General features: G+C 71.1%; 19 protein-coding genes and 2 pseudogenes. 11 read left to right on the forward strand and 10 right to left on the reverse strand.

Going from position 1 to position 19,217, the window contains the following annotated elements; all coding sequences use genetic code 11:
* A pseudogene (locus IE88_RS18415) lies at positions 1–217 on the forward strand (PAS domain S-box protein); the annotation flags it as partial.
* Between the two features lie 10 nt (positions 218–227).
* Here IE88_RS18415 and moaC read toward each other — a convergent pair.
* From moaC to IE88_RS0112905, 8 genes are all read right to left on the reverse strand, one after another.
* A complete protein-coding gene (gene moaC, locus IE88_RS0112870) occupies positions 228–710 on the reverse strand; it encodes a cyclic pyranopterin monophosphate synthase MoaC (RefSeq protein WP_031555114.1) in 483 nt (160 codons plus the stop codon).
* Positions 707–1,240: a molybdenum cofactor biosynthesis protein B gene (moaB, locus tag IE88_RS0112875; protein WP_031555115.1), complete on the reverse strand. Its 534-nt coding sequence runs from the start codon at positions 1,238–1,240 to the stop codon at positions 707–709. Before moaB ends, moaC begins: the two co-directional genes overlap by 4 nt.
* Positions 1,237–1,707, reverse strand: coding sequence for a molybdenum cofactor biosynthesis protein MoaE (locus IE88_RS0112880; protein WP_031555117.1), 471 nt, complete (start codon positions 1,705–1,707; stop codon positions 1,237–1,239). Before IE88_RS0112880 ends, moaB begins: the two co-directional genes overlap by 4 nt.
* A gap of 1 nt (position 1,708) precedes the next feature.
* Positions 1,709–1,954, reverse strand: a complete 246-nt coding sequence (locus IE88_RS0112885) for a MoaD/ThiS family protein (protein WP_031555119.1) — start codon at positions 1,952–1,954, stop codon at positions 1,709–1,711.
* A 2-nt stretch (positions 1,955–1,956) separates the two neighbouring features.
* Positions 1,957–3,021, reverse strand: coding sequence for a GTP 3',8-cyclase MoaA (gene moaA, locus IE88_RS0112890; protein ID WP_031555121.1), 1,065 nt, complete (start codon positions 3,019–3,021; stop codon positions 1,957–1,959).
* A gap of 104 nt (positions 3,022–3,125) precedes the next feature.
* Positions 3,126–3,908, reverse strand: a complete 783-nt coding sequence (locus IE88_RS0112895; protein ID WP_031555123.1) for a sulfite exporter TauE/SafE family protein — start codon at positions 3,906–3,908, stop codon at positions 3,126–3,128.
* The gene (locus IE88_RS17505; protein WP_051882167.1) at positions 3,905–4,480 is read right to left on the reverse strand and encodes an NTP transferase domain-containing protein; all 576 of its coding nucleotides are present in this window, start codon (positions 4,478–4,480) and stop codon (positions 3,905–3,907) included. Before IE88_RS17505 ends, IE88_RS0112895 begins: the two co-directional genes overlap by 4 nt.
* Entirely contained in the window at positions 4,477–5,394 is a 918-nt protein-coding gene (locus IE88_RS0112905; RefSeq protein WP_031555128.1) for an XdhC family protein, read from the reverse strand. The genes IE88_RS17505 and IE88_RS0112905 overlap by 4 nt, the downstream gene beginning before the upstream one ends.
* A gap of 147 nt (positions 5,395–5,541) precedes the next feature.
* Between IE88_RS0112905 and IE88_RS16710 the strand changes: the two genes are divergently transcribed.
* From IE88_RS16710 to IE88_RS16715, 6 genes and pseudogenes are all read left to right on the forward strand, one after another.
* The gene (locus IE88_RS16710; protein ID WP_031555130.1) at positions 5,542–6,138 is read left to right on the forward strand and encodes a (2Fe-2S)-binding protein; all 597 of its coding nucleotides are present in this window, start codon (positions 5,542–5,544) and stop codon (positions 6,136–6,138) included.
* A gap of 1 nt (position 6,139) precedes the next feature.
* Positions 6,140–7,135, forward strand: a complete 996-nt coding sequence (locus IE88_RS0112915; protein ID WP_031555131.1) for an FAD binding domain-containing protein — start codon at positions 6,140–6,142, stop codon at positions 7,133–7,135.
* An 11-nt stretch (positions 7,136–7,146) separates the two neighbouring features.
* A complete protein-coding gene (locus IE88_RS0112920) occupies positions 7,147–9,351 on the forward strand; it encodes a xanthine dehydrogenase family protein molybdopterin-binding subunit (RefSeq protein ID WP_051882170.1) in 2,205 nt (734 codons plus the stop codon).
* Positions 9,352–9,377: 26 nt separating this feature from the next.
* Positions 9,378–10,586, forward strand: a complete 1,209-nt coding sequence (locus tag IE88_RS0112925; RefSeq protein ID WP_031555133.1) for a molybdopterin molybdotransferase MoeA — start codon at positions 9,378–9,380, stop codon at positions 10,584–10,586.
* A gap of 6 nt (positions 10,587–10,592) precedes the next feature.
* The gene (locus IE88_RS0112930; RefSeq protein WP_031555135.1) at positions 10,593–11,045 is read left to right on the forward strand and encodes a Mut7-C RNAse domain-containing protein; all 453 of its coding nucleotides are present in this window, start codon (positions 10,593–10,595) and stop codon (positions 11,043–11,045) included.
* Between the two features lie 82 nt (positions 11,046–11,127).
* A pseudogene (locus IE88_RS16715) lies at positions 11,128–12,393 on the forward strand (acyl-CoA dehydrogenase family protein); the annotation flags it as partial.
* A 348-nt stretch (positions 12,394–12,741) separates the two neighbouring features.
* On the opposite strand, the gene IE88_RS18980 reads toward IE88_RS16715, so the two are convergent.
* On the reverse strand, positions 12,742–13,497 hold the full coding sequence (locus IE88_RS18980; RefSeq protein WP_081871666.1) for a DUF998 domain-containing protein: 756 nt from the start codon (positions 13,495–13,497) through the stop codon (positions 12,742–12,744).
* A gap of 119 nt (positions 13,498–13,616) precedes the next feature.
* Between IE88_RS18980 and IE88_RS0112945 the strand changes: the two genes are divergently transcribed.
* From IE88_RS0112945 to IE88_RS0112960, 4 genes are read left to right on the forward strand one after another with little or no spacing between them, the layout of a single operon-like run.
* Positions 13,617–15,458: a PAS domain-containing sensor histidine kinase gene (locus IE88_RS0112945; RefSeq protein WP_081871667.1), complete on the forward strand. Its 1,842-nt coding sequence runs from the start codon at positions 13,617–13,619 to the stop codon at positions 15,456–15,458.
* Positions 15,455–15,832 carry a response regulator gene (locus IE88_RS0112950; protein ID WP_031555140.1) on the forward strand — a complete coding sequence of 126 codons (378 nt, stop codon included), beginning with the start codon at positions 15,455–15,457 and terminating at the stop codon, positions 15,830–15,832. Before IE88_RS0112945 ends, IE88_RS0112950 begins: the two co-directional genes overlap by 4 nt.
* Before the next feature lie 53 nt (positions 15,833–15,885).
* A complete protein-coding gene (locus IE88_RS0112955) occupies positions 15,886–16,698 on the forward strand; it encodes a crotonase/enoyl-CoA hydratase family protein (protein ID WP_031555142.1) in 813 nt (270 codons plus the stop codon).
* Complete coding sequence (locus IE88_RS0112960; RefSeq protein ID WP_031555144.1) at positions 16,695–18,218, forward strand: class I adenylate-forming enzyme family protein; 1,524 nt, start codon at positions 16,695–16,697, stop codon at positions 18,216–18,218. The genes IE88_RS0112955 and IE88_RS0112960 overlap by 4 nt, the downstream gene beginning before the upstream one ends.
* On the opposite strand, the gene IE88_RS0112965 is transcribed toward IE88_RS0112960, so the two are convergent.
* On the reverse strand, positions 18,202–19,188 hold the full coding sequence (locus tag IE88_RS0112965) for a lipid A deacylase LpxR family protein (protein WP_051882174.1): 987 nt from the start codon (positions 19,186–19,188) through the stop codon (positions 18,202–18,204). The two genes, IE88_RS0112960 and IE88_RS0112965, sit on opposite strands and share 17 nt — an antisense overlap.
* Between the last annotated feature and the right edge of the window lie 29 nt (positions 19,189–19,217).

The following is a 19,217-nucleotide window of genomic DNA, read 5'->3' on the forward strand; positions in this document are numbered from 1 at the left end:
CAAGGTCGAGGTGAGCTGGCGGGTGCGCCCCGGCGGCCCGTGCGGCGTCGTGCATATCGAGTGGAAAGAGACCGGGCTGGCCGATCTGGCGGCGCCGCAGAGAGAAGGGTTCGGCACGCGCATGACCGCCGGCGCGGCGCGCCAGCTCGGCGGCGGCCTGGAGCGGGAGTTCGGGGATGACGGCCTCGCCGTGCGCCTCTGGTTCCCGCTCGGCTGAGGCACGGCGCTCAGCTCTCCCGCGTCCAGTCCCCCGACGCCCCGCCGGCCTTTTCCTCGACCCGCACCGCCTCGATCACCATGCCCCGGTCCGCCGCCTTGAGCATGTCATAGGCGGTGAGGCAGGCGACGGAGACGGCCGTGAGCGCTTCCATCTCGACGCCGGTTCGGCCCGTTGTGCGCGCCTCCGCGGTGACGCGCAGGCCGGGCAGCGCCTCGTCGGGCTCGACCCGCACGCGGACCGAGGAAAGCGGCAGGGGGTGGCAGAGCGGGATGAGATCGGCCGTCCGCTTGGCCGCCATAACGCCCGCAAGCTCGGCCACGGCGAGGGGATCGCCCTTCTTGGCCTTGCCGCCGAGAGCGAGCGCCAGCGTTTCTGGCGCCATGCGCAGGGCCCCGCTCGCCAGCGCCCTGCGCGCGGTCTCGGGCTTGTCCGAGACATCGACCATGCGCGCCCGCCCGGCCTCGTCGACATGGGTGAGCTTGCCGGTCATCGCTCGGACAGGCGCGGCATCAGCTCGACCAGGTTGCAGGGGCGGTAGCGGCTGTCGAGCTGGTGGCGGATCACCTCGTCCCAGCCATCCTTCACCGCCCCCCGGCTTCCCGGCAGGCAGAAGACGAAAGTGCCCCCCGCAAGCCCCGCGCAGGCGCGCGATTGCATCGTCGAGAGGCCGACGCTCTGATAGCTGACCTGGTGGAAGATGACCGAGAAGCCGTCGATCGTCTTGTCGAAGAGGGGTGTCACCGCCTCCACCGTCACGTCGCGCCCGGTCAGCCCCGTGCCGCCCGTCGTGATGACGACATCCACGCTCTCGTCCTCGATCCAGCCCTGCACGGTCCGCCCGATCGTCACCGCGTCGTCGGGCACGATCCTGCGGTCCGCTAGATGATGGCCGTCCGCCTGAAGGCGCTCGGCCAGCGTCGCGCCGGAGGTGTCCGTTTCCAGCGTCCGGGTGTCCGAGACGGTGAGGACCGCGATCCTGACCGGCTTGAAATCCCGCGTTTCGCCTGTTGATCCGCTCATGGTGTTCCTTCGTCCCAGCGCCGGGCGTCCTCGTAATCCTCGCTGCGCGGCTCGATCCAGACCGGGCCGCTCTCGCGGTGTTCCTTCTTCCAGAAGGGCGCGCGGCTCTTGAGGAAATCCATCAGCATGTCCGCCGCCTCGAAGGCCGCCCGCCGGTGGGGCGCCGCGCAGGCGACGAGCACGATGGGCTCTCCGGGCGCAAGCCGCCCCACCCTGTGCACGGCGAGGACCGCTTCGAGATCGAAGCGCGCCGCCACCGCCTCCGCCCGCTCGCGCATCGCCGCCTCGGTCATACCGGGGTAATGCTGCAATTCGAGCGCGGTGACCGGATCAGATCCGTCCTCGCCCCTGACCATGCCGGTGAAGGCGACGAGCGCGCCCGAGCGGACCAGCGAAGCGCGAAACGCTGCCTCCTCCGTTTCGGGATCGAACGGGTTTCGTGTCACCCGCGCGTCGATGCGGGCCATCTCAGCCCCCGCTGAGCGGAGAGAGGAAGGCCACCTCGTCGCCGGGGCCTACGGGCGCGGGCGCGGGAAGGATCGCCTGGTTGAGCGCCACCTTGATGCCGGGCCGCGCCAGCGCTTCGCCGAGCCGCGCATCGCGCGCCGACAGCCAGCCGCGCAGCGCCTCCGTATCCGTGACATCGGCGGGCAGGGACACGTCCTCCGCCTCGGCGAGGTCGGAGAGCCGTCCGAAGAACAGGATGCGCGTCATCCTCAGCCTCCCGTCACGTTCATGTGCCGCCCGACGGCCGCGCGGCCCTCGGCCTGCGCCTCCTCGAAGCCGTGGCGCTCGGGCTTTCGCAGGAGGGCGTCGTCGAGCGCGCGGTCGAGCGCGGGGCCCGGCCGCCCGCCGCGCAGAGCGGGGCGCAGATCGGCCCCCTCCTCCTGCCCCAGGCAGAGCGCGAGCTTGCCGGTGCAGGTCACGCGGACCCGGTTGCACCCGGCGCAGAAATTCTCGGTCAGCGGCGTGATGAAGCCCAGAGTGCCGCCGGTCTCCTCGACGCGGACATAGCGCGCGGGGCCGCCCGTGCGGGCCGCCAGCGGGGTCAGGGTGAAGCGGTCTTCCAGCGCCTCGCGCACCGCGAGGAGCGGCAGGAACTGCGAGCGGCGGTCCTCGCCCGTCTCGGCCGTGGGCATGACCTCGATCAGGGTGACGGCATGCCCCTCGGCATGCGCCCATTCGACGAGCTCCGGCAGATCCTCGGCATTGTCGTGCTTGAGCGCCACGGCGTTGAGCTTGACCGCGATGCCCGCCGCCTTCGCCGCGGCGATGCCGGACAGCGCGCGGAACAGATCGCCGCCGCGCGTGACCCGGCGATAGGTCTCGGGGTTCAGGCTGTCGAGCGAGACGTTGATCCTGCGCACCCCCGCCGCCGCCAGCGCCTCGGCATGGCGATCGAGCTGCGTCGCATTGGTGGTCAGAGTGATCTCGTCGAGCGCCCCGCTGCCGAGATGCCGGGACAGGCGCGCGATCAGGCCGGGGAGGCCGGGACGTACCAGGGGCTCGCCGCCCGTGATGCGCAGGCGGCGCACGCCGCGCCGGATGAAGGCATCGGCCACGGCCTCGAGCTCCTCGAGGCTCAGAAGGTCGCGCTTGGGCAGGAAGCGCATGCGCTCGGGCATGCAATAGGTGCAGCGCAGGTCGCAGCGGTCGGTCACCGACAGGCGCAGATAAGTGATCGTGCGGCCGAACGGGTCCCGCAGCGGGCGCGGCCCGGAGGGTGCGGCGGGCGCTTCGCTCGCGGGCGAAATCTCGTCTCGTGTGGCGATATCCAGCATCAGGCGGTGCAGGCGGGGGGATTGTGCATGCAGAGGGGTGTCGCTTCTTCTGTGGCGGCCTCTGCCCAGTTAGCCCTCGCGCCGGCCGCGTCCAATGTCCGCGCTCAGCCTGCGCCCAGAAGGCGGGCGAAGCGCAGGAGGAGCCGCAGGGCGACGAAAAGCACGAGCAGCGCCGTCAGCCGCCGCAGCACCGCCTCGGGCAGGACGCGGGCGCCGAGATGCGATCCGATCTGCCCGCCGATCAGCACGGCCGGCAGGAGCGGCCAGTAGGAGAACGCCTCGGACAGGCCGCCGGTCTGCGAGAGCTTGGTCATCTGCCCGCCGAGCCCCGCCGCCGAATTGACCAGGATGAAGAGCGCCGCCGTTCCCGCGATGGCCCGGCCCGGCCCCCAGCGGAAAAGGTGCAGGACCGGCGCGAGGAAGATGCCCCCGCCGATTCCCACAACGCCGGACAGGAGCCCGAGCCCGGCGCCCAGCGCAGGCTCGGTCCACGCCGCCCTGCGCCGCCGCGCCGCCTGCGCCGCGCCCAGCGGCCGCGGCGCGCGCACCGGGCGCAGGAGGAGGAGGCCCGCAAGGAGGAGCGAGCCGCCCAGGAGCCCGATGAAGACGGTCTCGGGCACCACGATCCGCCCGCCGATCCAGGCCATCGGCACGGAGAGGAGGCCGAGCGGCAGGACGCGCAGCCACGGGATGTGCCCGGCCCGCGCGAAGCGCCAGACCCCGCCGGTGACCACCACGATATTGCAGCAAAGGGCGATGCTCGGCAGCACCCGGTAATCGGTCTCGGCCAGCACCAGCAGCGCGTTGTAGGTCGAGCCGCCGCCGAAGCCGACCGAGGCGTAAAGAAGCGCGGTGGCCGCGAAGAGAAGCGCGAGAAGAAGGCTCATCGGGCGAGCGCCTCGAGATCACCGGGCCGGTCGATATCGGCGAGAAGGGCCGCAGGCGCGGGAACGAGGCCCTGGGCGGGCACGCCGCGCAAGAGGCTCCGCGCGCCCTCTTCGCCCGAAAGCCCGCAGAGCGCCTCGAAGCTTTCCGATCCGAAACAGGCGGGCGGGCGGCGGATTCCGTCGCAGATCGTGCAGGCCGAGCCCGCCGCCCGCGCCGCCGCCTCGACCGCGCGCAGAAGGTCCGCATCGACGCGCGGCGTATCGCCGAGCGTGAGAAGGAGGCGCGCGGCGCCCCGCTTCCGCGCCGCATCGGCGGCGAGCGCGACCGAGCTGCCGAGACCGCGGCCCGGATCGGGATTGACGATGGCGCTCACGCCTTCGGCCTCGCAGAGGTCGCGGGCCGCGCCCCGTTCGCTCGCGATGCAGAGGAGCGCGCCCGGTCCCGCCGCCCTGGCGGCGCGCAGCGCATGGAGCAGGAGGGGCGCGTCGCCCAGAGGCGCGCCGAGCTTGTCGTCCGCGCCGAAGCGGCGCGACAGCCCTGCGGCGAGAATGACGCTCAGCGTGCCGCTCACCGTGCCGCCGCGATGATTTCGGCCAGGATGGACACCGCCACAGCGGGCGCGTCGCGCAAGGAGGGCACGAGCCCGATCGGGCCGTGCAGCCTTCCGATCATCGCCTCCTCCACGCCCATCTCCTCGAGCGCCTGGCGCCGCGCCGCCTGCGCCCTGCGACTGCCGAGCGCGCCGATATAGAAGGCCCGGCCCGCCAGCGCCTGCGCCAGCACCGGCGGCTCCCAGTCATGATCGTGGAAGAGGAGGACCACCGCCGTGCGCGGATCGTCCGCCTCCTCCGGCAGGCGCTGCGGCGTCAGGAGGGCATGGCGCTCTTCGGCGCCGAGCCGCCCGGCCTCTGCCAGCACGTCCTCGTCCGGCGACCAGCAGGACAGCGCGAAGCCCGCCGCGCGCGCCACGCGCATGAGCGCCACGGGCTCCGCCCCGCGCCCCACCACCCGCAGGCGCAGCCGCGGGAGGAGCTGCGCGGCGAAGCCGTTCTCCGCCGCGCCCGCCCTCGCATGCGCGACGGTCCCATCCGGGGGGAAATGCAGGCCGACCGGCGAGCGGGAGTGCAAGGCGCTCAGCGCGGCCTCCAGCTCTTCGCGGCAAGGATGCGGCGCGATCAGCACTTCGACGGCGCCGCCGCAGGGCAGGCGCACATCGGTGAAGGGCGAGCCTTCGCCGTAGCGCAGGCGCCGGGGCGCCTCCTCCGCCAGCGCGCCGAGCGCCTGCTCGGCGATATCGGCATCGACGCAGCCATTGGAGACATAGCCCGCCATCGCGCCGTCCCCGCGCACGGCGAAGAGCGCGCCCGGCGCGCGCACCCCGCCGCCTACGGTCTCGGCGACCACGCCGAGCGCGCAGGGCCCTTCGGCGAGAGAACGGATCGCGAAGGAGAGGACGTCCTCCGGGGCGGCATCGGCTAAGCTCATCGAAGCAAGACTAGGCTTTCGGCGCGTATGGTCGAGGCGCAGGAGCGAAAACTTTCCGCTTCCTGCGCGAAAGAGTGGCCAGCCCCTCCCGCCGCGCCACATGCTGATCCTGATGCCGACCAAGGCGACCATTCCAGCGAGGCCGACATGAGCGACGACGAACCCACCGGCATTTCGCGCCGGGGCTTCCTCCAGACAGGCGCCCTCGGCGGCGGCGCCGCCCTCGTGGGCTCCCAGGCGAAGGCGCAGGAGGCCGAGGCGGGCACCCGCGTGCCCGTCACGCTGAACGTGAACGGCAAGCCCTACGAGATGATGCTCGACCCGCGCGTGACGCTGCTCGACGCATTGCGAGAGCGCCTCGACCTGACCGGCACCAAGGTCGGCTGCAATCACGGCCAATGCGGCGCCTGCACCGTGATGATCGACGGGACGCGCGTGAATTCCTGCCTCACCCTCGCCGTCGCCGCCTCGGGCCGCGAGGTGACGACCATCGAGGGGCTGGCGAGCCCGAACGGCGACCTCCACCCCATGCAGGCCGCCTTCATCGAGCACGACGCCTTCCAGTGCGGCTATTGCACGCCGGGCCAGATCGTCTCGGCCGTGGCCTGCGTGAAGGAGGGTCACGCCTCGGACGAGGCGGAGATCCGCGAATACATGTCGGGCAATATCTGCCGCTGCGCCGCCTATAAGGGCATCGTCGCCGCCGTGCAGGAAGCCCGCGACAAGATCGACGGGGAGGCCTGAGATGCGCCCATTCGCCTATGCCCGCCCCAAGAATGTGCGGGACGCCACCGACATCGTTACGCCGATGGGCGTCGCCGGACAGGGCGGCGCCTGGCTCGCCGGCGGCACCACGCTGATCGACCTGATGAAGCTCGATGTCCTGCGCCCCGAGCAGCTGACCGACATCCAGGCGCTCGGAATGGACGAGATCGAGACGGATGGCGAAACCGTCCGCCTCGGCGCCCGCGTGACCATGGCGCAGGCCGCAGAGCACCCCGCCTTCAAGGAGGGCGCGCCGGTCCTGTCGCAGGCCCTGTGGAAGGCGGCTTCGCCCCAGCTTCGCAATGTGGCGACGCTCGGCGGCAACCTCCTCCAGCGCACGCGCTGCCCCTATTTCCGCGACGTCTCCAAGGCCTGCAACAAGCGCGAGCCGGGCTCGGGCTGCGATGCCGTCGGCGGCTATAACCGCCTTCTCGCCGTACTCGGAACATCCGAGAACTGCATCGCCAACTATCCGGGCGACTGGGCCAATGCGGCGATCCTCTTCGATGCCGTGGTCGAGACCCGCCGCGGACGGCGCGGACGGGCCATCGAGCTTGGCAAGCTTCACCGCCTGCCCGGCGACGCCCCCGCCCGCGAGACGGTGCTCGAGGACGACGAGCTGATCACCGCGATCGAGCTGACCGTGCCCTCATGGGCGCGGCGCTCCTATTACCTCAAGGTGCGCGACCGCGAATCCTACGCCTTCGCCAATACGGGCGCGGCGGTCGCGCTCGATATGGACGGGGACAGCGTGCGCGAGGCGCGGATCGGCCTGTCCGGCGTCGCCACCACGCCCTGGCGCGCGCGGGAGGCGGAGGCGTTCCTGCGCGGCAAGGCCCTCAGCGAAGAGACCGCCATGCAGGCCGGCGCGATCGCCTTCGAGGGCGCGCGCGGCTGGGGGCATAACGACTTCAAGATACCGCTCGGACAGCGCACCGTGGCCCGGGCGCTTCTCGAGACGGCCAGGTTGAGCTGAGGGAGCGGGACATGCCTTACACAGTGCAGGAAAACCGCGGACAGACCGACCGCATCGGCAAGCCGCATGACCGGATCGACGGCCGGCTCAAGGTGACGGGCGATGCGCGCTATTCGCTCGATTTCGCGCTGCCCAACGCGCTCCACTCCGAACTCGTGCTGGCGACCATCGGCAGGGGCCGGGTGACGGGCTTCGACCTCGCGGAGGCCGAGGCCGTGCCGGGCGTGCGCAGGATCTACACCCACGAGAATGCGCCCCAGCGCCAGTCGCCCCGCTTCTTCGGCGCGGGCGGGACGGGCGCGCGCTCCTGGCTGCCGCTCCAGGACGACCGGGTCTATTACCACGGCGAGATCGTCGCTCTGGTCGTCGCCGACACACTGGTGGCGGCGCGCGAGGCGGCGGCGAAGGTGAAGGTGTCCTATGCGGCCGAAGCGCCCGCAGCGACCCTCGATGCCGAAGGGGCCGAGGTCGAGGATCCCGAGGGCATGACCGCCATCGCCACCGGGGATGCGCAGGCCGCCATGAGCCGGGCCGCGACGACGCATGAGGCGGAATACACGACGCCCGCCCAGCACCACAACGCGATGGAGCTCTATGGCGCCGCCGCGCAATGGAACGGCGAGAACCTGACCGTCTGGACGCCCTCGCAATTCGTCTACGGATTCCAGAAGGGCCTGTCCCACGAGCTCGGCATCGAGCGTTCGCGCATCCGGGTGATCAGCCCCTTCGTCGGCGGGGCCTTCGGCGGCAAGGGCATGCTGATGAATTTCGTCAGCCTCGTCGCCGGCGCCTCGCGCGAGCTCGGCCGTCCCGTGCAGCTCATGTGCTCGCGCGAGGCCTGCTACACGGTCGGCTCCTTCCGCGCCGAGACCGCCCATGCGGTGCGGATGGGCGCGGACGAACAGGGGCATCTCGGCCCCTATGAGCATACCGGGCGCGAGCTGACCTCGCGGCCCGACACCTATCTCGTGCGCGGGACCGAGAACACGGTGCGGATGTACGATTTCTCGGACTACGGAAGCAATGTGCTGGCCGTCCATGCCGACCGGCAGACGCCGGGCTTCATGCGCGCCCCGCCCGAAGTGCCCTATTTCTTCGCGCTCGAATCCGCCATCGACGAGCTGGCGCGCAAGACCGGCACGGACCCCGTGCAGTTCCGGGTGCAGAACGATACCCAGAAGGACCCGGTGACGGGCACGCCCTTCACCTCGCGCAGCCTCGTCGAATGCTATGAGGCGGCCGGAGAGCGCTTCGGCTGGGACCGCTATTCGCCGGAAGTCGGCTCGATGACCGATGGCGACGAGCTGATCGGTTGGGGCGTCGCCACCGCGACCTATCCCACGCAGATGTCGCCCGCCACGGCGCGGGTGACCCTGTCGGGCGATGGCCGCGCCCGCGTGATGACCGCCGCGCACGATGTGGGCACGGGCGTCTATACGATCTTCGCGCAATCGGTGGCGGACAAGCTCGGCGTGCCGGTCTCCGCCGTCACGGTCGAGCTCGGCGATACCGAACTGCCGCCGGGGCCGATCTCGGGCGGCTCGATCACCACGGCCTCCTCGATCTCCTGCATCGAGCAGGCCTGCGACCGCATCGCCGAGCGCCTCGCGGCCGAGACGAGCGAAGGGAGCACGCCCGCCGAACGCATGAAGGCGTCGGGCCGCCCCTTCATCGAGGAATATGCCGAATGGACGCCGCTCCAGACGGGCGCCGAGGCCCTGCGGGCCCATTATGACGGCGACGTGCGGATCGTCGGCGGCGCGCAGAAGGATTTCTGCGCCTTCGCCTTCGGCGCCGAGTTCTGCGAGGTGCGGATCAACAAATATACGCGGGAAATCCGCGTGCCCCGCCTCATCGGCGCCTTCGCCGCGGGCCGGATCATGAACGAGAAGACGGCGCGCAGCCAGCTTCTGGGCGGCATGATCTGGGGCATCGGCTCGGCCCTGCACGAAGAGACCGAACTCGACCCGCGCTATGGCGCCTATATGAACGACAATCTCGCCGAATATCTCGTGCCGGTGAATGCGGACGTCCAGGAGCTCGAGGCGATCATCGTTCCCGAGGTGGACAAGCAGGTGAACCCGGCGGGCGTGAAGGGCATCGGCGAGCTCGGCTGCGTCGGCACCTCTGCGGCCATCGCCAATGCGGTCTATCATGCGACCGGCGTCCGGGTGCGCGACCTGCCCATCCGGATGGAGAAGCTGCTCCCCGCATAGGCCGGCGGAGCGGGAAGCGAGGCACGATGATCGCCGTCGACGAGGCGCTGGAGCGGATCGCGCGGACAGCGCGGGCGCTGCCTGCCGAGACCGTGCCGCTGGCAGAGGCCGAGGGCCGCGTCCTCGCCGAGCCCGCGCGCGCGCGCCTGACCCATCCCGCGCGCGCCGTCTCGGCGATGGACGGCTATGCCGTCCGCCGCCCCCATCCCTGCCCCGCCGGCACGCGCTTCACCGTGATCGGAGAGGCGCCCGCCGGGCGCCCCTTCGCGGGCTCCGTGGCCGAGGGCGAGGCCGTCCGCCTCTTCACCGGCAGCGTCCTGCCCCAGGGCGCCGATCACGTCGTCATCCAGGAAGAGGCCGCCCGCGAGGACGGGGCGATCACCCTCACCGAAGAGCAGCCCGAAGCCCGCTTCGTGCGGCCCGCGGGCGGGGATTTCTCCGATGGCGAGACGCTGCTGCCCGAGGGCACCGCCCTCGGGCCGGTCGACCTCGCCCTCCTCGCTGCGGCGGGCCTGGCTTCGGTCGCCGTCCACAAGCGCCCCCGCATCGCCCTCTTCGCCAATGGCGACGAGCTGGTCGAGCCGGGCGAGGCGCCGGGGCCGGGGCAGGCGGTGAATTCCACGCCCTATGCCCTGCCGGGCCTGATCCGCAGCTTCGGCGGCGATCCCCTCCACCTCGGCCGGGCGGGCGACAGCCCGGAGGCCGTGGGCGCGCGCTTCGACGAGGCCGCGCGAGCCGGGGCGGATGTCGCCGTCCCGATCGGCGGCGCCAGCGTCGGGGATTACGACTTCGTCCGGGCCGAGGCGAAAGCGCGCTACGACCTCGTCTTCGAGCGCGTCGCGGTCCGGCCCGGAAAACCCGTCTGGTTCGCCAAGGGCGAAGCGGGCTGTGCGCTCGGCCTGCCCGGCAATCCCTCCTCCTCGCTCGCCTGCGCCCTCTTGTTCCTCAAGCCGCTCATTCACGCGCTGACGGGGCGGGATGCGGCGCGCGCGAACAGGATGCTGACGGCCCGCCTCACCCGGGCCCTGCCCCCCGGCAGCCCGCGCGAGCACTATATGCGGGCGCGCATCGCCGTGGGCGCGGACGGGGTGCTCGAGGCTGCGCCCCAGGCGAGGCAGGACACCTCGCTGCTGACGCCCTTCGCCGCCTCGAACGCGCTTCTGCGCCGCCCGGCCCGCGCCCCGGCCGCCGAAGCGGGCGATCCCGTTCCGGTCCTTCTCTTCGGCACGCTCTGAGCCGCGATGCGGCTGTTCTGCGACGAGATGCTCGTAGGCCTCGCCCGCTGGCTGCGCGCGGCGGGGGATGACACGGCGCTGGCCGAGCCGGGAACGCAGGATGCGGATATCCTCGCGCTGGCCGAGGCGGAGGACCGCCTGCTCGTCACCCGCGACCGGCGCCTCGCCGGGCGAGCGGGCCGCGCAGTGCTCCTGACCGAGGACAGGGTCGAGGACCAGGCGCGCGATCTCGGCGAGCGGACGGGCCTTGACTGGCGCGCCGCGCCCTTCACCCGCTGCGTCGTCGACAACGCGCCCCTGCGTCCCGCCACCCGCGAGGAGAGGGATGCGGTCCCGCCGCAGGCGCGCGGCCTGCCTGGCCCGTTCCGCGCCTGCCCCGATTGCGGCCGCCTCTATTGGCCGGGCAGCCATGTCCGCCGCATGTCCGAGCGGCTGGAGCGCCTGGCCCGGAACGGCTGAGGGCGGAGCGGCGACCTCAGGACGCGGCGCCCTCGTCGCTGCTGTGCTACCCTTCGCGGCAAAGACGCCTTGGAGGACAGACATGGCGAGCATCAGGCCGCATACCGAGCTTGGCACCCACGAGGTCACCAATCAGCCGCCGCCCTTCGAGGACGTCGATCTGTGGGAAGGGGATGCGGCCCTTCGCGGCGCGGTCGAGGCGTTCGGCGGCGGCATGCATGCGGGCCGCCTGTCCGAATTCGGCGCCCGCTGCGGCAGCGCGGAGGTGCAGGACTGGGCGCGGCAGGCGAACGAGAACCCGCCCAGGCTGCGCGCCTTCGACCGCTATGGCCACAGGATCGACGAGGTCGAGTTCCACCCCGCCTATCACGCGCTGATGGCGCTCGGCCTCGAAGCGGGCCTCTCGGCCGCCGGCGCGACGCAGGAGGCTGGCAACCTTCTTCACGGCGCGCTGATGATCCTGATGACGGGGGCGGATGCGGGCGTGTGCTGCCCCATGTCGATGACCTATGCCGCCGTGCCTGCGCTGAAGGCCGAGCCCGCCCTGGCCGGGGAATGGGTGCCCCGGATCGAAGCCGCCGCCTATGACCCGCGCGTCATTCCCGCCGACCAGAAGCGCGGCGTGACGATCGGCATGGCGATGACCGAGAAGCAGGGCGGCTCGGACGTGCGCGCCAACACGACCCGGGCGGAGGAACAGCCCGATGGCAGCTACCGGCTGACGGGGCACAAATGGTTCTGCTCGGCGCCCATGTGCGACGCCTTCCTCACCCTCGCCCAGACCGAGGCGGGCCTGACCTGCTTCCTCGTGCCCCGCTGGACGCCGTCCGGCGAGCGGAACCCGATGCATATCATGCGGCTCAAGGACAAGCTCGGCGACCGCTCCAACGCCTCCTCCGAGATCGAATATCACGGCGCCTATGCGCAGAGGATCGGCGAGGAAGGCCGAGGCGTGCGCAACATCATTTCGATGGTGCAACATACCCGCCTCGACTGCGCGCTCGGTTCGGCGGGCGGGATGCGCATCGCCCTGTCCCACGCCCTCTGGCATGCGCGGCACAGGCGCGCCTTCCAGAAGGCGCTGATCGACCAGCCCGCCATGCGCGCCGTCCTCTGCGACCTCGTCATCGAAAGCGAGGCGGCGACCGCCCTCTCTCTGCGCCTCGCCGCGGGCTTCGACCGGGCGGGAAGCGATCCCCATGAGGCCGCCTTCATCCGCCTCGCCACGCCGGCGGCGAAATACTGGATCTGCAAGCGCCAGCCGGGCCTCGTCTACGAGGCGCTGGAGGCGCATGGCGGGGCGGGCTTCGTCGAGGAAGGCCCCATGCCGCGCCTTTACCGCCAGTCGCCGCTCAACGCGGTCTGGGAGGGCTCTGGCAATGTCATCGCGCTCGACGTACTGCGCGCCGCCGCGCGCGAGCCCGAGAGCCTCAAGGCCGTGGCCGGAGAAATCGGCAGGGCGCGCGGCCTCGACGAGCGCTATGACGCCCATGCCGACAGGCTCGAGGAAAAAAATCCGCTCGGGCGCTTTGACCGAGGCGGGCGCGCGCGGCTTCGTGCGCGACCTCGCTCTCGCGCTCCAGGGCGCGGCCCTGCGCGCCTGCGCGCCGGATTTCGTCTTCGAGGGCTTCTGCGCGCAGAGGCTCGACCCCTCGCGCTCCGGCCTCGCCTATGGCGACGTGGCCGAAAGCGTCGATCAGGCGGCGCTGCTCGAACGGGCCGCGCCCGGCGCGCGGTAGAGCTGCCAGGCGGCGGTCGCGACGGCGCCGAGCATGATGAGGGCGAGGACCCGCTCATAGGCGCCCTCCACCCCGTCCGGCACCACGAAGAGAAAAGGCGCGGCGAGCGCCCAGACGACCGCCGCGGCCTTGCCTGCCCGTGCCAGCCGGTCGCCCTGCGCAGGCGGCACGGAAGTGCCGAGCCACAAGATCAGGCCGACGAGGACGTAGAGTGCGCCGACGAACCACAGATGCAGGACAGGGCCGCCCGCTTCGCCGTCGCCGTATTCGTTCCACAGCGCGATCAGCATGACGTCCGCCGCGAGCAGCACCAGCGCGCCGCGCATCGTCCATGACAGCCCGTCGCCCTCGCCCCGCAGGACGAGACCCGCCGCCAGCGCCAGGAGGCCGCAGGCGAAGACCAGGATGCCCGCATCCTGAATCCAGTGATGCGGCCCTGCCGCGAGTTCGCTGATCGTCTGTCCGACCGGGTCGTAGCCATCCACCACGAACCACATCGCGACGTCGCAGGCGAGGACGAAGCCGCAGGCGAACAGCGCCGCCCCCGCGATCAGGCGATAGGGCGTCCACCCCCAGCGCCGGCGCAGGGCCTCGTCGATCTCGCCGCGCTTGCGCGCCATGCCGCTCTTCGATCCCGCCACCGCATCCTCCCGTTCCTGACGAAGAGGTAACATGCCTGCCCCGCCCGGCCCAGCGCGGCGCCAAGCGCTCATCCGGCGCAGCCTAAATGCCTAAGATCGCGCGGCTTTAATGCGCGGGCGCCGAACGGCGCCTCCTTTGCGGTGTTGCCAGAGAACAATGCAGGCCCGAACGGAGGGGAGGTGCGCGGCCCATGAGCCCAGGCGCGGCGGATCACAGGATGCGCGGCCTCGTGCAGCGGCACGACTGGCGCGCAACGCCGCTCGGCCCCCTGCCGGGCTGGCAAGCCTCGCTCAAGGCGGTCACCGACCTCATTCTCGACAACCCGCTCCCGATGATCGTGCTGTGGGGCGATGACCTCACCCAGATCTACAATGACGGCTATCGCGTCATCATGGGCGACAAGCACCCCCAGGGGCTCGGGCAGGCCACCCGCGCCTGCTGGCCCGAAGTGTGGGATTTCGCCGGACCGATCTACGAGGCGGTCCTCGCCGGTGCGTCGCGCTCCTATGAGCATCAGAACCTTCTCCTCAGGCGGAACGGGGAGATGCGGGAGGCGTGGTTCGACCTCACCTACAGCCCGCTGCGCGACGATGGCGGCCGGATCGCCGGCGTTCTCGTCACCGTGGTCGAGGTGACCGCGCAGCACCGGGCGGAGACGGGCCTGTCGGACAGCGAGGCGCGGCTGCGCGCCCTGATCACGGCCAGCGCCGAGATCACCTACAGGATGAGCCCGGACTGGACCGAGATGTGGTCGCTGGAGGGCAAGGGATTCATTCCCGACGCCACCGCCACCAAGACCTCCTGGCTGGACGAATACATCTTCGCCGAGGATCAGGCGCAGGTCGGCGGAGCGATCGACGCCGCGATCCGCGACAAGGCCGTCTTCGAGCTGGAACATCGCGTGCGGCGCCTCGATGGCAGCGTCGGCTGGACCCTGTCGCGGGCGGTTCCGATCCTCGATGCGCGGGGCGAGATCGCCGAATGGTTCGGCGCCGCCAGCGACATCACCGCCCGCAAGGAGACCCAGATCAGGCTCGAGGAGATCGAGCTGCGCCAGCGCGTGCTGATCGAAGGCATGCCGCAGCTCGTCTGGCGCAGCGACGTGGATGGCGACTGGCTGTGGGTCAGCCCGCAATGGGAGGCCTATACCGGCCGGCCCGCGGAGGAGCTTCTGGGCCGCGGCTGGACGGCGAGCCTGCATCCGGGCGATCATGCGCGGGTGGCCGCGGCGTGGAAGCGCGCTCAGTCCGACGGCCTTCTCGATATCGCGGTCAGGATCCGCCACGCCCCGGACGATGATGCCCGCTGGTGCCAGACCCGTGCATTGCCGGTGAACGCGCCGGACGGCACGGTCCTCGAATGGGTCGGCACCTCGACCGACATCCACGAGCTGCGCACGCTTCAGGACGCGCAGGCGGTCATGGTCGCCGAGCTTCAGCACCGCACGCGCAACCTGATCACCGTGGTGGCGAGCCTGGCGCGCCAAACGGCGCGGACCGCGCCCGAGCCCCAAGCCTTCGCGGACGCGTTCGGCCAGCGCCTTCAGGCTCTGTCGCGGGTCCAGGGCCTACTCGCCCGCTCCGACATCGAGCCGATCACGCTCAGAAAGCTCCTGACCCTGGAATTCGACGCGCTCGGTCCGAAGGCGGCGCAAAGCAGGATCGGCATGTCCGGTCCCCGGGTGAAGCTGCGGCGGACGAGCGTGCAGACGCTCGCCCTCGCCCTTCACGAGCTGGCGACCAATGCGCTCAAGCACGGCGCGCTGGCGCAGGAGGAGGGCCGCCTTCGGGTCAGCTGGACCCTGGGCGCCGAAGGCGGCGGGGACCGCCGCCTCAGGATCGAATGGGCGGAGACGGGCGTGACGGTCGACGGGGCCGCCAAAACCAGGGTCGGCTATGGCCGCGAGCTGATCGAGCGGGCCCTGCCCTACAGCTCCGGCGCGCGGACCACGTTCGACCTGCGCGAGGACGGGCTTCTCTGCCTGCTCGAACTGCCCCTGCACAAGCGCAAGCATGGCGAGGTCGCGGGATGAGCCTGTCCGCGTTCCTGTCCGGACGGCGCCTGCTCGTGGTGGAGGATGACTGGTTCGTCGCCGCCGCGCTCGTCCAGAGCCTCGAAGCCGAAGGCGCGGAAATCCTCGGCCCCGCCCCCAGCGTGGCGCGGGCGCTGCGGGCCCTCGAAGAGGCCGAGCCTGCGCCGGACGGCGCCGTCCTCGACATCAATCTGGGCGGAGAGCGCGTCTATCCCGTGGCCGAGGCGCTGCGGGCGCGCGGCGTGCCCTTCGTCTTCGTCACCGGCTACGATCCGGGGGCCGTGCCCGAAGCCCATGCCGCAGCACCCGTCCTGTCCAAGCCCGTGACCATGGCGGCGGTCGCGAAAGCCCTGTTCGAGGACGGAGGCGGCTGACGCGGGGCGCGCGATGTGCTGACCTCTTCGAAAAAAACGATAGAGGAACGCGCATGAGCAGCGACGAGGCGGGCATCCGCACGGAAACGGCGGACGGCATCCTGACGATCACGATCGACAGGCCGGACAAGCGCAATGCGGTGGACGGAAAGACCGCGAGCGCCCTGCGCGCCGCCTTCGAAGCCTTCGAGGCTGACGCCGCGCTGTCCGTCGCGGTCCTGCACGGCGCCGGCGGCACGTTCTGCGCGGGCGCGGACCTCTCCGTCCTGGGCGATCCCGAAAAGCGCAATGCCGTGGACCCGGCGGGCGCGGGGCCGGGGCCGATGGGGCCGACGCGCATGCTTCTCTCAAAGCCCGTCATCGCCGCCATCTCGGGCCATGCGGTGGCGGGGGGCCTGGAGCTCGCGCTGTTCTGCGACATGCGGGTGGCCGAACGGAGCGCCGTCTTCGGCGTCTTCTGCCGCCGCTGGGGCGTGCCGCTGATCGATGGCGGCACGGTCCGCCTACCCCGGATCGTGGGCCATGGCCGGGCGATGGACATGATTCTGACGGGCCGCCCGGTGGATGCGGAGGAGGCCGCGCGCATCGGCCTCGCCGACCGCGTGGTCGCGGACGGCGAGGCGCTGGAAGCGGCGCAGGCGCTCGCCCGGCAGATCGCGGCCTTCCCGCAGAAATGCCTGCGCGCGGATCGCCTCTCGGCCTATCGCCAATGGGACCTGTCCCTCGATGCGGCGCTTCAGGCCGAGGGCGCGGCCGCCTATGCGGTGATCGAGGAAGAAGCCGTTCCCGGCGCCGCCCGCTTCGCTGCCGGAGCGGGGCGGCACGGACGTTTCGAGAACGAAAAAGACGAGGGAGAAGAAGCGTGACGGTGACCTATAGGGAGTTGATCGAACGCGGCGCGCGCGCCCATGCCGACAGGGTCGCCGTCACCTTCGAAGGAGAGAGCCGGACCTTTTCTCAGGTGAACGCGCTCGCCAATGCCCTCGCCCATGCGCTGATCGGAGCGGGCGCGGCGCGGGGAGAGCGCGTCGCCCTCCTCGCGGGCAATTCGCTTCTCAGCGTGCCGCTCGATTTCGCCTGCGTGAAGGCAGGGCTGAACCGCGTGCCGCTCAATGCCCGCCTGTCCCTGCGCGAGCATGCGGCCATGCTCTCCCAGACGGGCTGCGAACGCCTGATCTTCGAGCCCTCGCTCTCAGAGCGGGCAGGCGCGCTGAAACAGGAGATCCCGCAGCTCAGCCTGCATGCCCTCGGACAGTGCGATGACGGCCAGGATCTTCTCGCCGCGGCCGAAACGGCGCCTCGGACCGCGCCCATTGTCGGGACCGCGCCCGACGACGTCGTCCTCACCCTCTTCACCTCCGGCACGACCGGCACGCTCAAGGCGGCCCAGCACACGCAGAGCTCCTATGCCGGGATCTGCCGCAATGTGATGGCGAACCTGATCTCGCCGGAACCGGGCGACGCCATGGCGCATGCCGCATCGCTCATTCATGCGAGCGGCGTCTTCGTCCTGCCCTTCTGGCTGAGAGGCGCGCGGACGGTGATCCTGCCGGGCTTCGACCCTTCGACCTATCTTGGCGTTCTTCGCGACGAGAAGATCACCGCGATCAACCTCGTCCCCACAATGCTGCAAATGCTGCTGGACCGCCCCGATTTCGAGAACCGGCCAGAGCATCTGCGCCAGGTCATCTACGGCGCCTCGCCCATGCCCCGCCCGGTCATCGAGCGGGCGATGAAGGCCTGGGGCCGCGAGCGCTTCTGGCAGTATTACGGCCAGACCGAATGCCCCCTCTGCATCGCCGTCCTGCGCCCCGAGCACCATGAGGGCGACCGTCTGGGCGCCTGCGGCCAGCCCGCCGTGGATGTCGAGATCCGGCTCGTCGGCGAGGACGGGGCGGATGTGCCAGGCGGCGAGCCCGGCGAGATCGCCGTGCGGTCGCCCTCCATGATGGCGGGCTATCACGATGCCGACGACCTCAATGCCGAGACGCGCCTGCCGGGCGGCTGGCTGCGCACGCGGGATGTCGGCGTCTTCGACGAAGCGGGCTTCCTGACCCTCAAGGACCGCACCTCGGACATGATCGTCACCGGCGGCTACAACGTCTATCCGCGAGAGGTGGAGGACGTCCTCTCCGGCCATCCGGGCGTTGCCGAATGCGTCGTGGTGGGCGTGCCGGACGACAAATGGGTCGAGGCGGTCTGCGCCGTGGTCGTTCCGCGCGCAGGGCACGATCCGGACGAAGGCGAATTGATCGCCCATGCCGCCTCCGCCCTCGCCTCCTACAAGAAGCCGCGGCGGGTGGTCTTCGCGCAAGCCATTCCCAAGACGGCCGTCGGCAAGCTCGACCGCAAGGCGGTGAGGGCGAGCCTCAGAAGCGGTAGCTGAAGCTCAGCGCGCCGAATTCCTGCGCGCTGTCCTGGGTCTCGAAGGTCTCCGAACGGATCACATAGGTCCAGGCGATCTGCGCGTTGGCATATTGCAGGGTGAAGCCGGCCTGGATGTCGCCCACGAAGGTGTTGCTGTCCACGGAAGGATCGCCCTCGTCGAGGAAGCTTCCGTCGAGCACGATGTCATGGGCGACCGCCCGGCCCTGCACCCCTGCGAAGACCGACCAGGCGAAGCCGTCGCCCGGCGCGAGGATGCCCGCGCCCGCGAGCGAGGGGCGCACGCGGGGCGGGCCATAGGTCTCGCCGAGATCCGAGCCGATGCGGGCCATGAGGCCGGCATAGGCATTGGTGCGGAAATTCCCCGCCGTCGCGCCGAAGCTCGGCGTCAGGTCGAAGCCCACCCCGTTGCCGGCATTCGCCACGAGCGCGCGCAGCTTGCGGTCATAGGAGACCGTGACGCCGAACTCGTCGCCGATCTGGTTCTGCCAGCCATTGACGTCTTCGTCGCCGAAGATGTCGTGCACCTCGTTCTGGATCCATTCTCCGCCCGCTGACGGGCCGACAATGCCGAGCTGCACGGTGAGGCGGTCGAGCCGCCCGGCCTGCTCGGCGATCGCCGCATATTCGATATAGCCGTAGGCGGCGTAAGGGTGCTGGTCGGGCAGCGGCCGGACGGCGAGCGTGTCGCGCGGCGTGTAGATCGAGTGCCCGATGGCATAGCCGCGCCGGACCTGCATCGCGCCGCCCTCATCCACGAGCTGCCCGAACGCGCCCGCAACGCCCGAGGGGGGCGCGGGCGGCGTGATCCATGCCGCCCGCACGCCGTTCGTGTAATTCCTGTCCGTCGTGCTGAAGAGGTCGTTCTCGTAGAGGAGCGACAGCGTGCCGCCCTCCCCTTCCTGCGCGGCGGCGGACGAAAGGTCGGCGGCGGCGGCAAGGCCCGCCAGCGCGGCAATGGCGTATTTCATGATCGTGCCCCATGAGCCCGTTGCGGTCG

Source organism: Parvularcula oceani (genome assembly GCF_000733125.1).
GTDB classification, from domain to species: domain Bacteria; phylum Pseudomonadota; class Alphaproteobacteria; order Caulobacterales; family Parvularculaceae; genus Parvularcula; species Parvularcula oceani.

Coding starts and splice junctions, on each gene's coding strand:
- IE88_RS0112965 (WP_051882174.1), bottom strand. CDS start 19,188: ATGAAATACGCCATTGCCGCGCTGGCGGGCCTTGCCGCCGCCGCCGAC.
- IE88_RS0112955 (WP_031555142.1), top strand. CDS start 15,886: ATGAGCAGCGACGAGGCGGGCATCCGCACGGAAACGGCGGACGGCATC.
- moaB (WP_031555115.1), bottom strand. CDS start 1,240: ATGAGCGGATCAACAGGCGAAACGCGGGATTTCAAGCCGGTCAGGATC.
- IE88_RS0112895 (WP_031555123.1), bottom strand. CDS start 3,908: ATGAGCCTTCTTCTCGCGCTTCTCTTCGCGGCCACCGCGCTTCTTTAC.
- IE88_RS0112925 (WP_031555133.1), top strand. CDS start 9,378: ATGATCGCCGTCGACGAGGCGCTGGAGCGGATCGCGCGGACAGCGCGG.
- IE88_RS0112950 (WP_031555140.1), top strand. CDS start 15,455: ATGAGCCTGTCCGCGTTCCTGTCCGGACGGCGCCTGCTCGTGGTGGAG.
- IE88_RS0112930 (WP_031555135.1), top strand. CDS start 10,593: ATGCGGCTGTTCTGCGACGAGATGCTCGTAGGCCTCGCCCGCTGGCTG.
- IE88_RS0112905 (WP_031555128.1), bottom strand. CDS start 5,394: ATGAGCTTAGCCGATGCCGCCCCGGAGGACGTCCTCTCCTTCGCGATC.
- IE88_RS0112945 (WP_081871667.1), top strand. CDS start 13,617: ATGAGCCCAGGCGCGGCGGATCACAGGATGCGCGGCCTCGTGCAGCGG.
- IE88_RS18980 (WP_081871666.1), bottom strand. CDS start 13,497: ATGAGCGCTTGGCGCCGCGCTGGGCCGGGCGGGGCAGGCATGTTACCT.
- IE88_RS0112880 (WP_031555117.1), bottom strand. CDS start 1,707: ATGGCCCGCATCGACGCGCGGGTGACACGAAACCCGTTCGATCCCGAA.
- IE88_RS0112915 (WP_031555131.1), top strand. CDS start 6,140: ATGCGCCCATTCGCCTATGCCCGCCCCAAGAATGTGCGGGACGCCACC.
- moaA (WP_031555121.1), bottom strand. CDS start 3,021: ATGCTGGATATCGCCACACGAGACGAGATTTCGCCCGCGAGCGAAGCG.
- IE88_RS16710 (WP_031555130.1), top strand. CDS start 5,542: ATGAGCGACGACGAACCCACCGGCATTTCGCGCCGGGGCTTCCTCCAG.
- IE88_RS0112885 (WP_031555119.1), bottom strand. CDS start 1,954: ATGACGCGCATCCTGTTCTTCGGACGGCTCTCCGACCTCGCCGAGGCG.
- IE88_RS0112920 (WP_051882170.1), top strand. CDS start 7,147: ATGCCTTACACAGTGCAGGAAAACCGCGGACAGACCGACCGCATCGGC.
- moaC (WP_031555114.1), bottom strand. CDS start 710: ATGACCGGCAAGCTCACCCATGTCGACGAGGCCGGGCGGGCGCGCATG.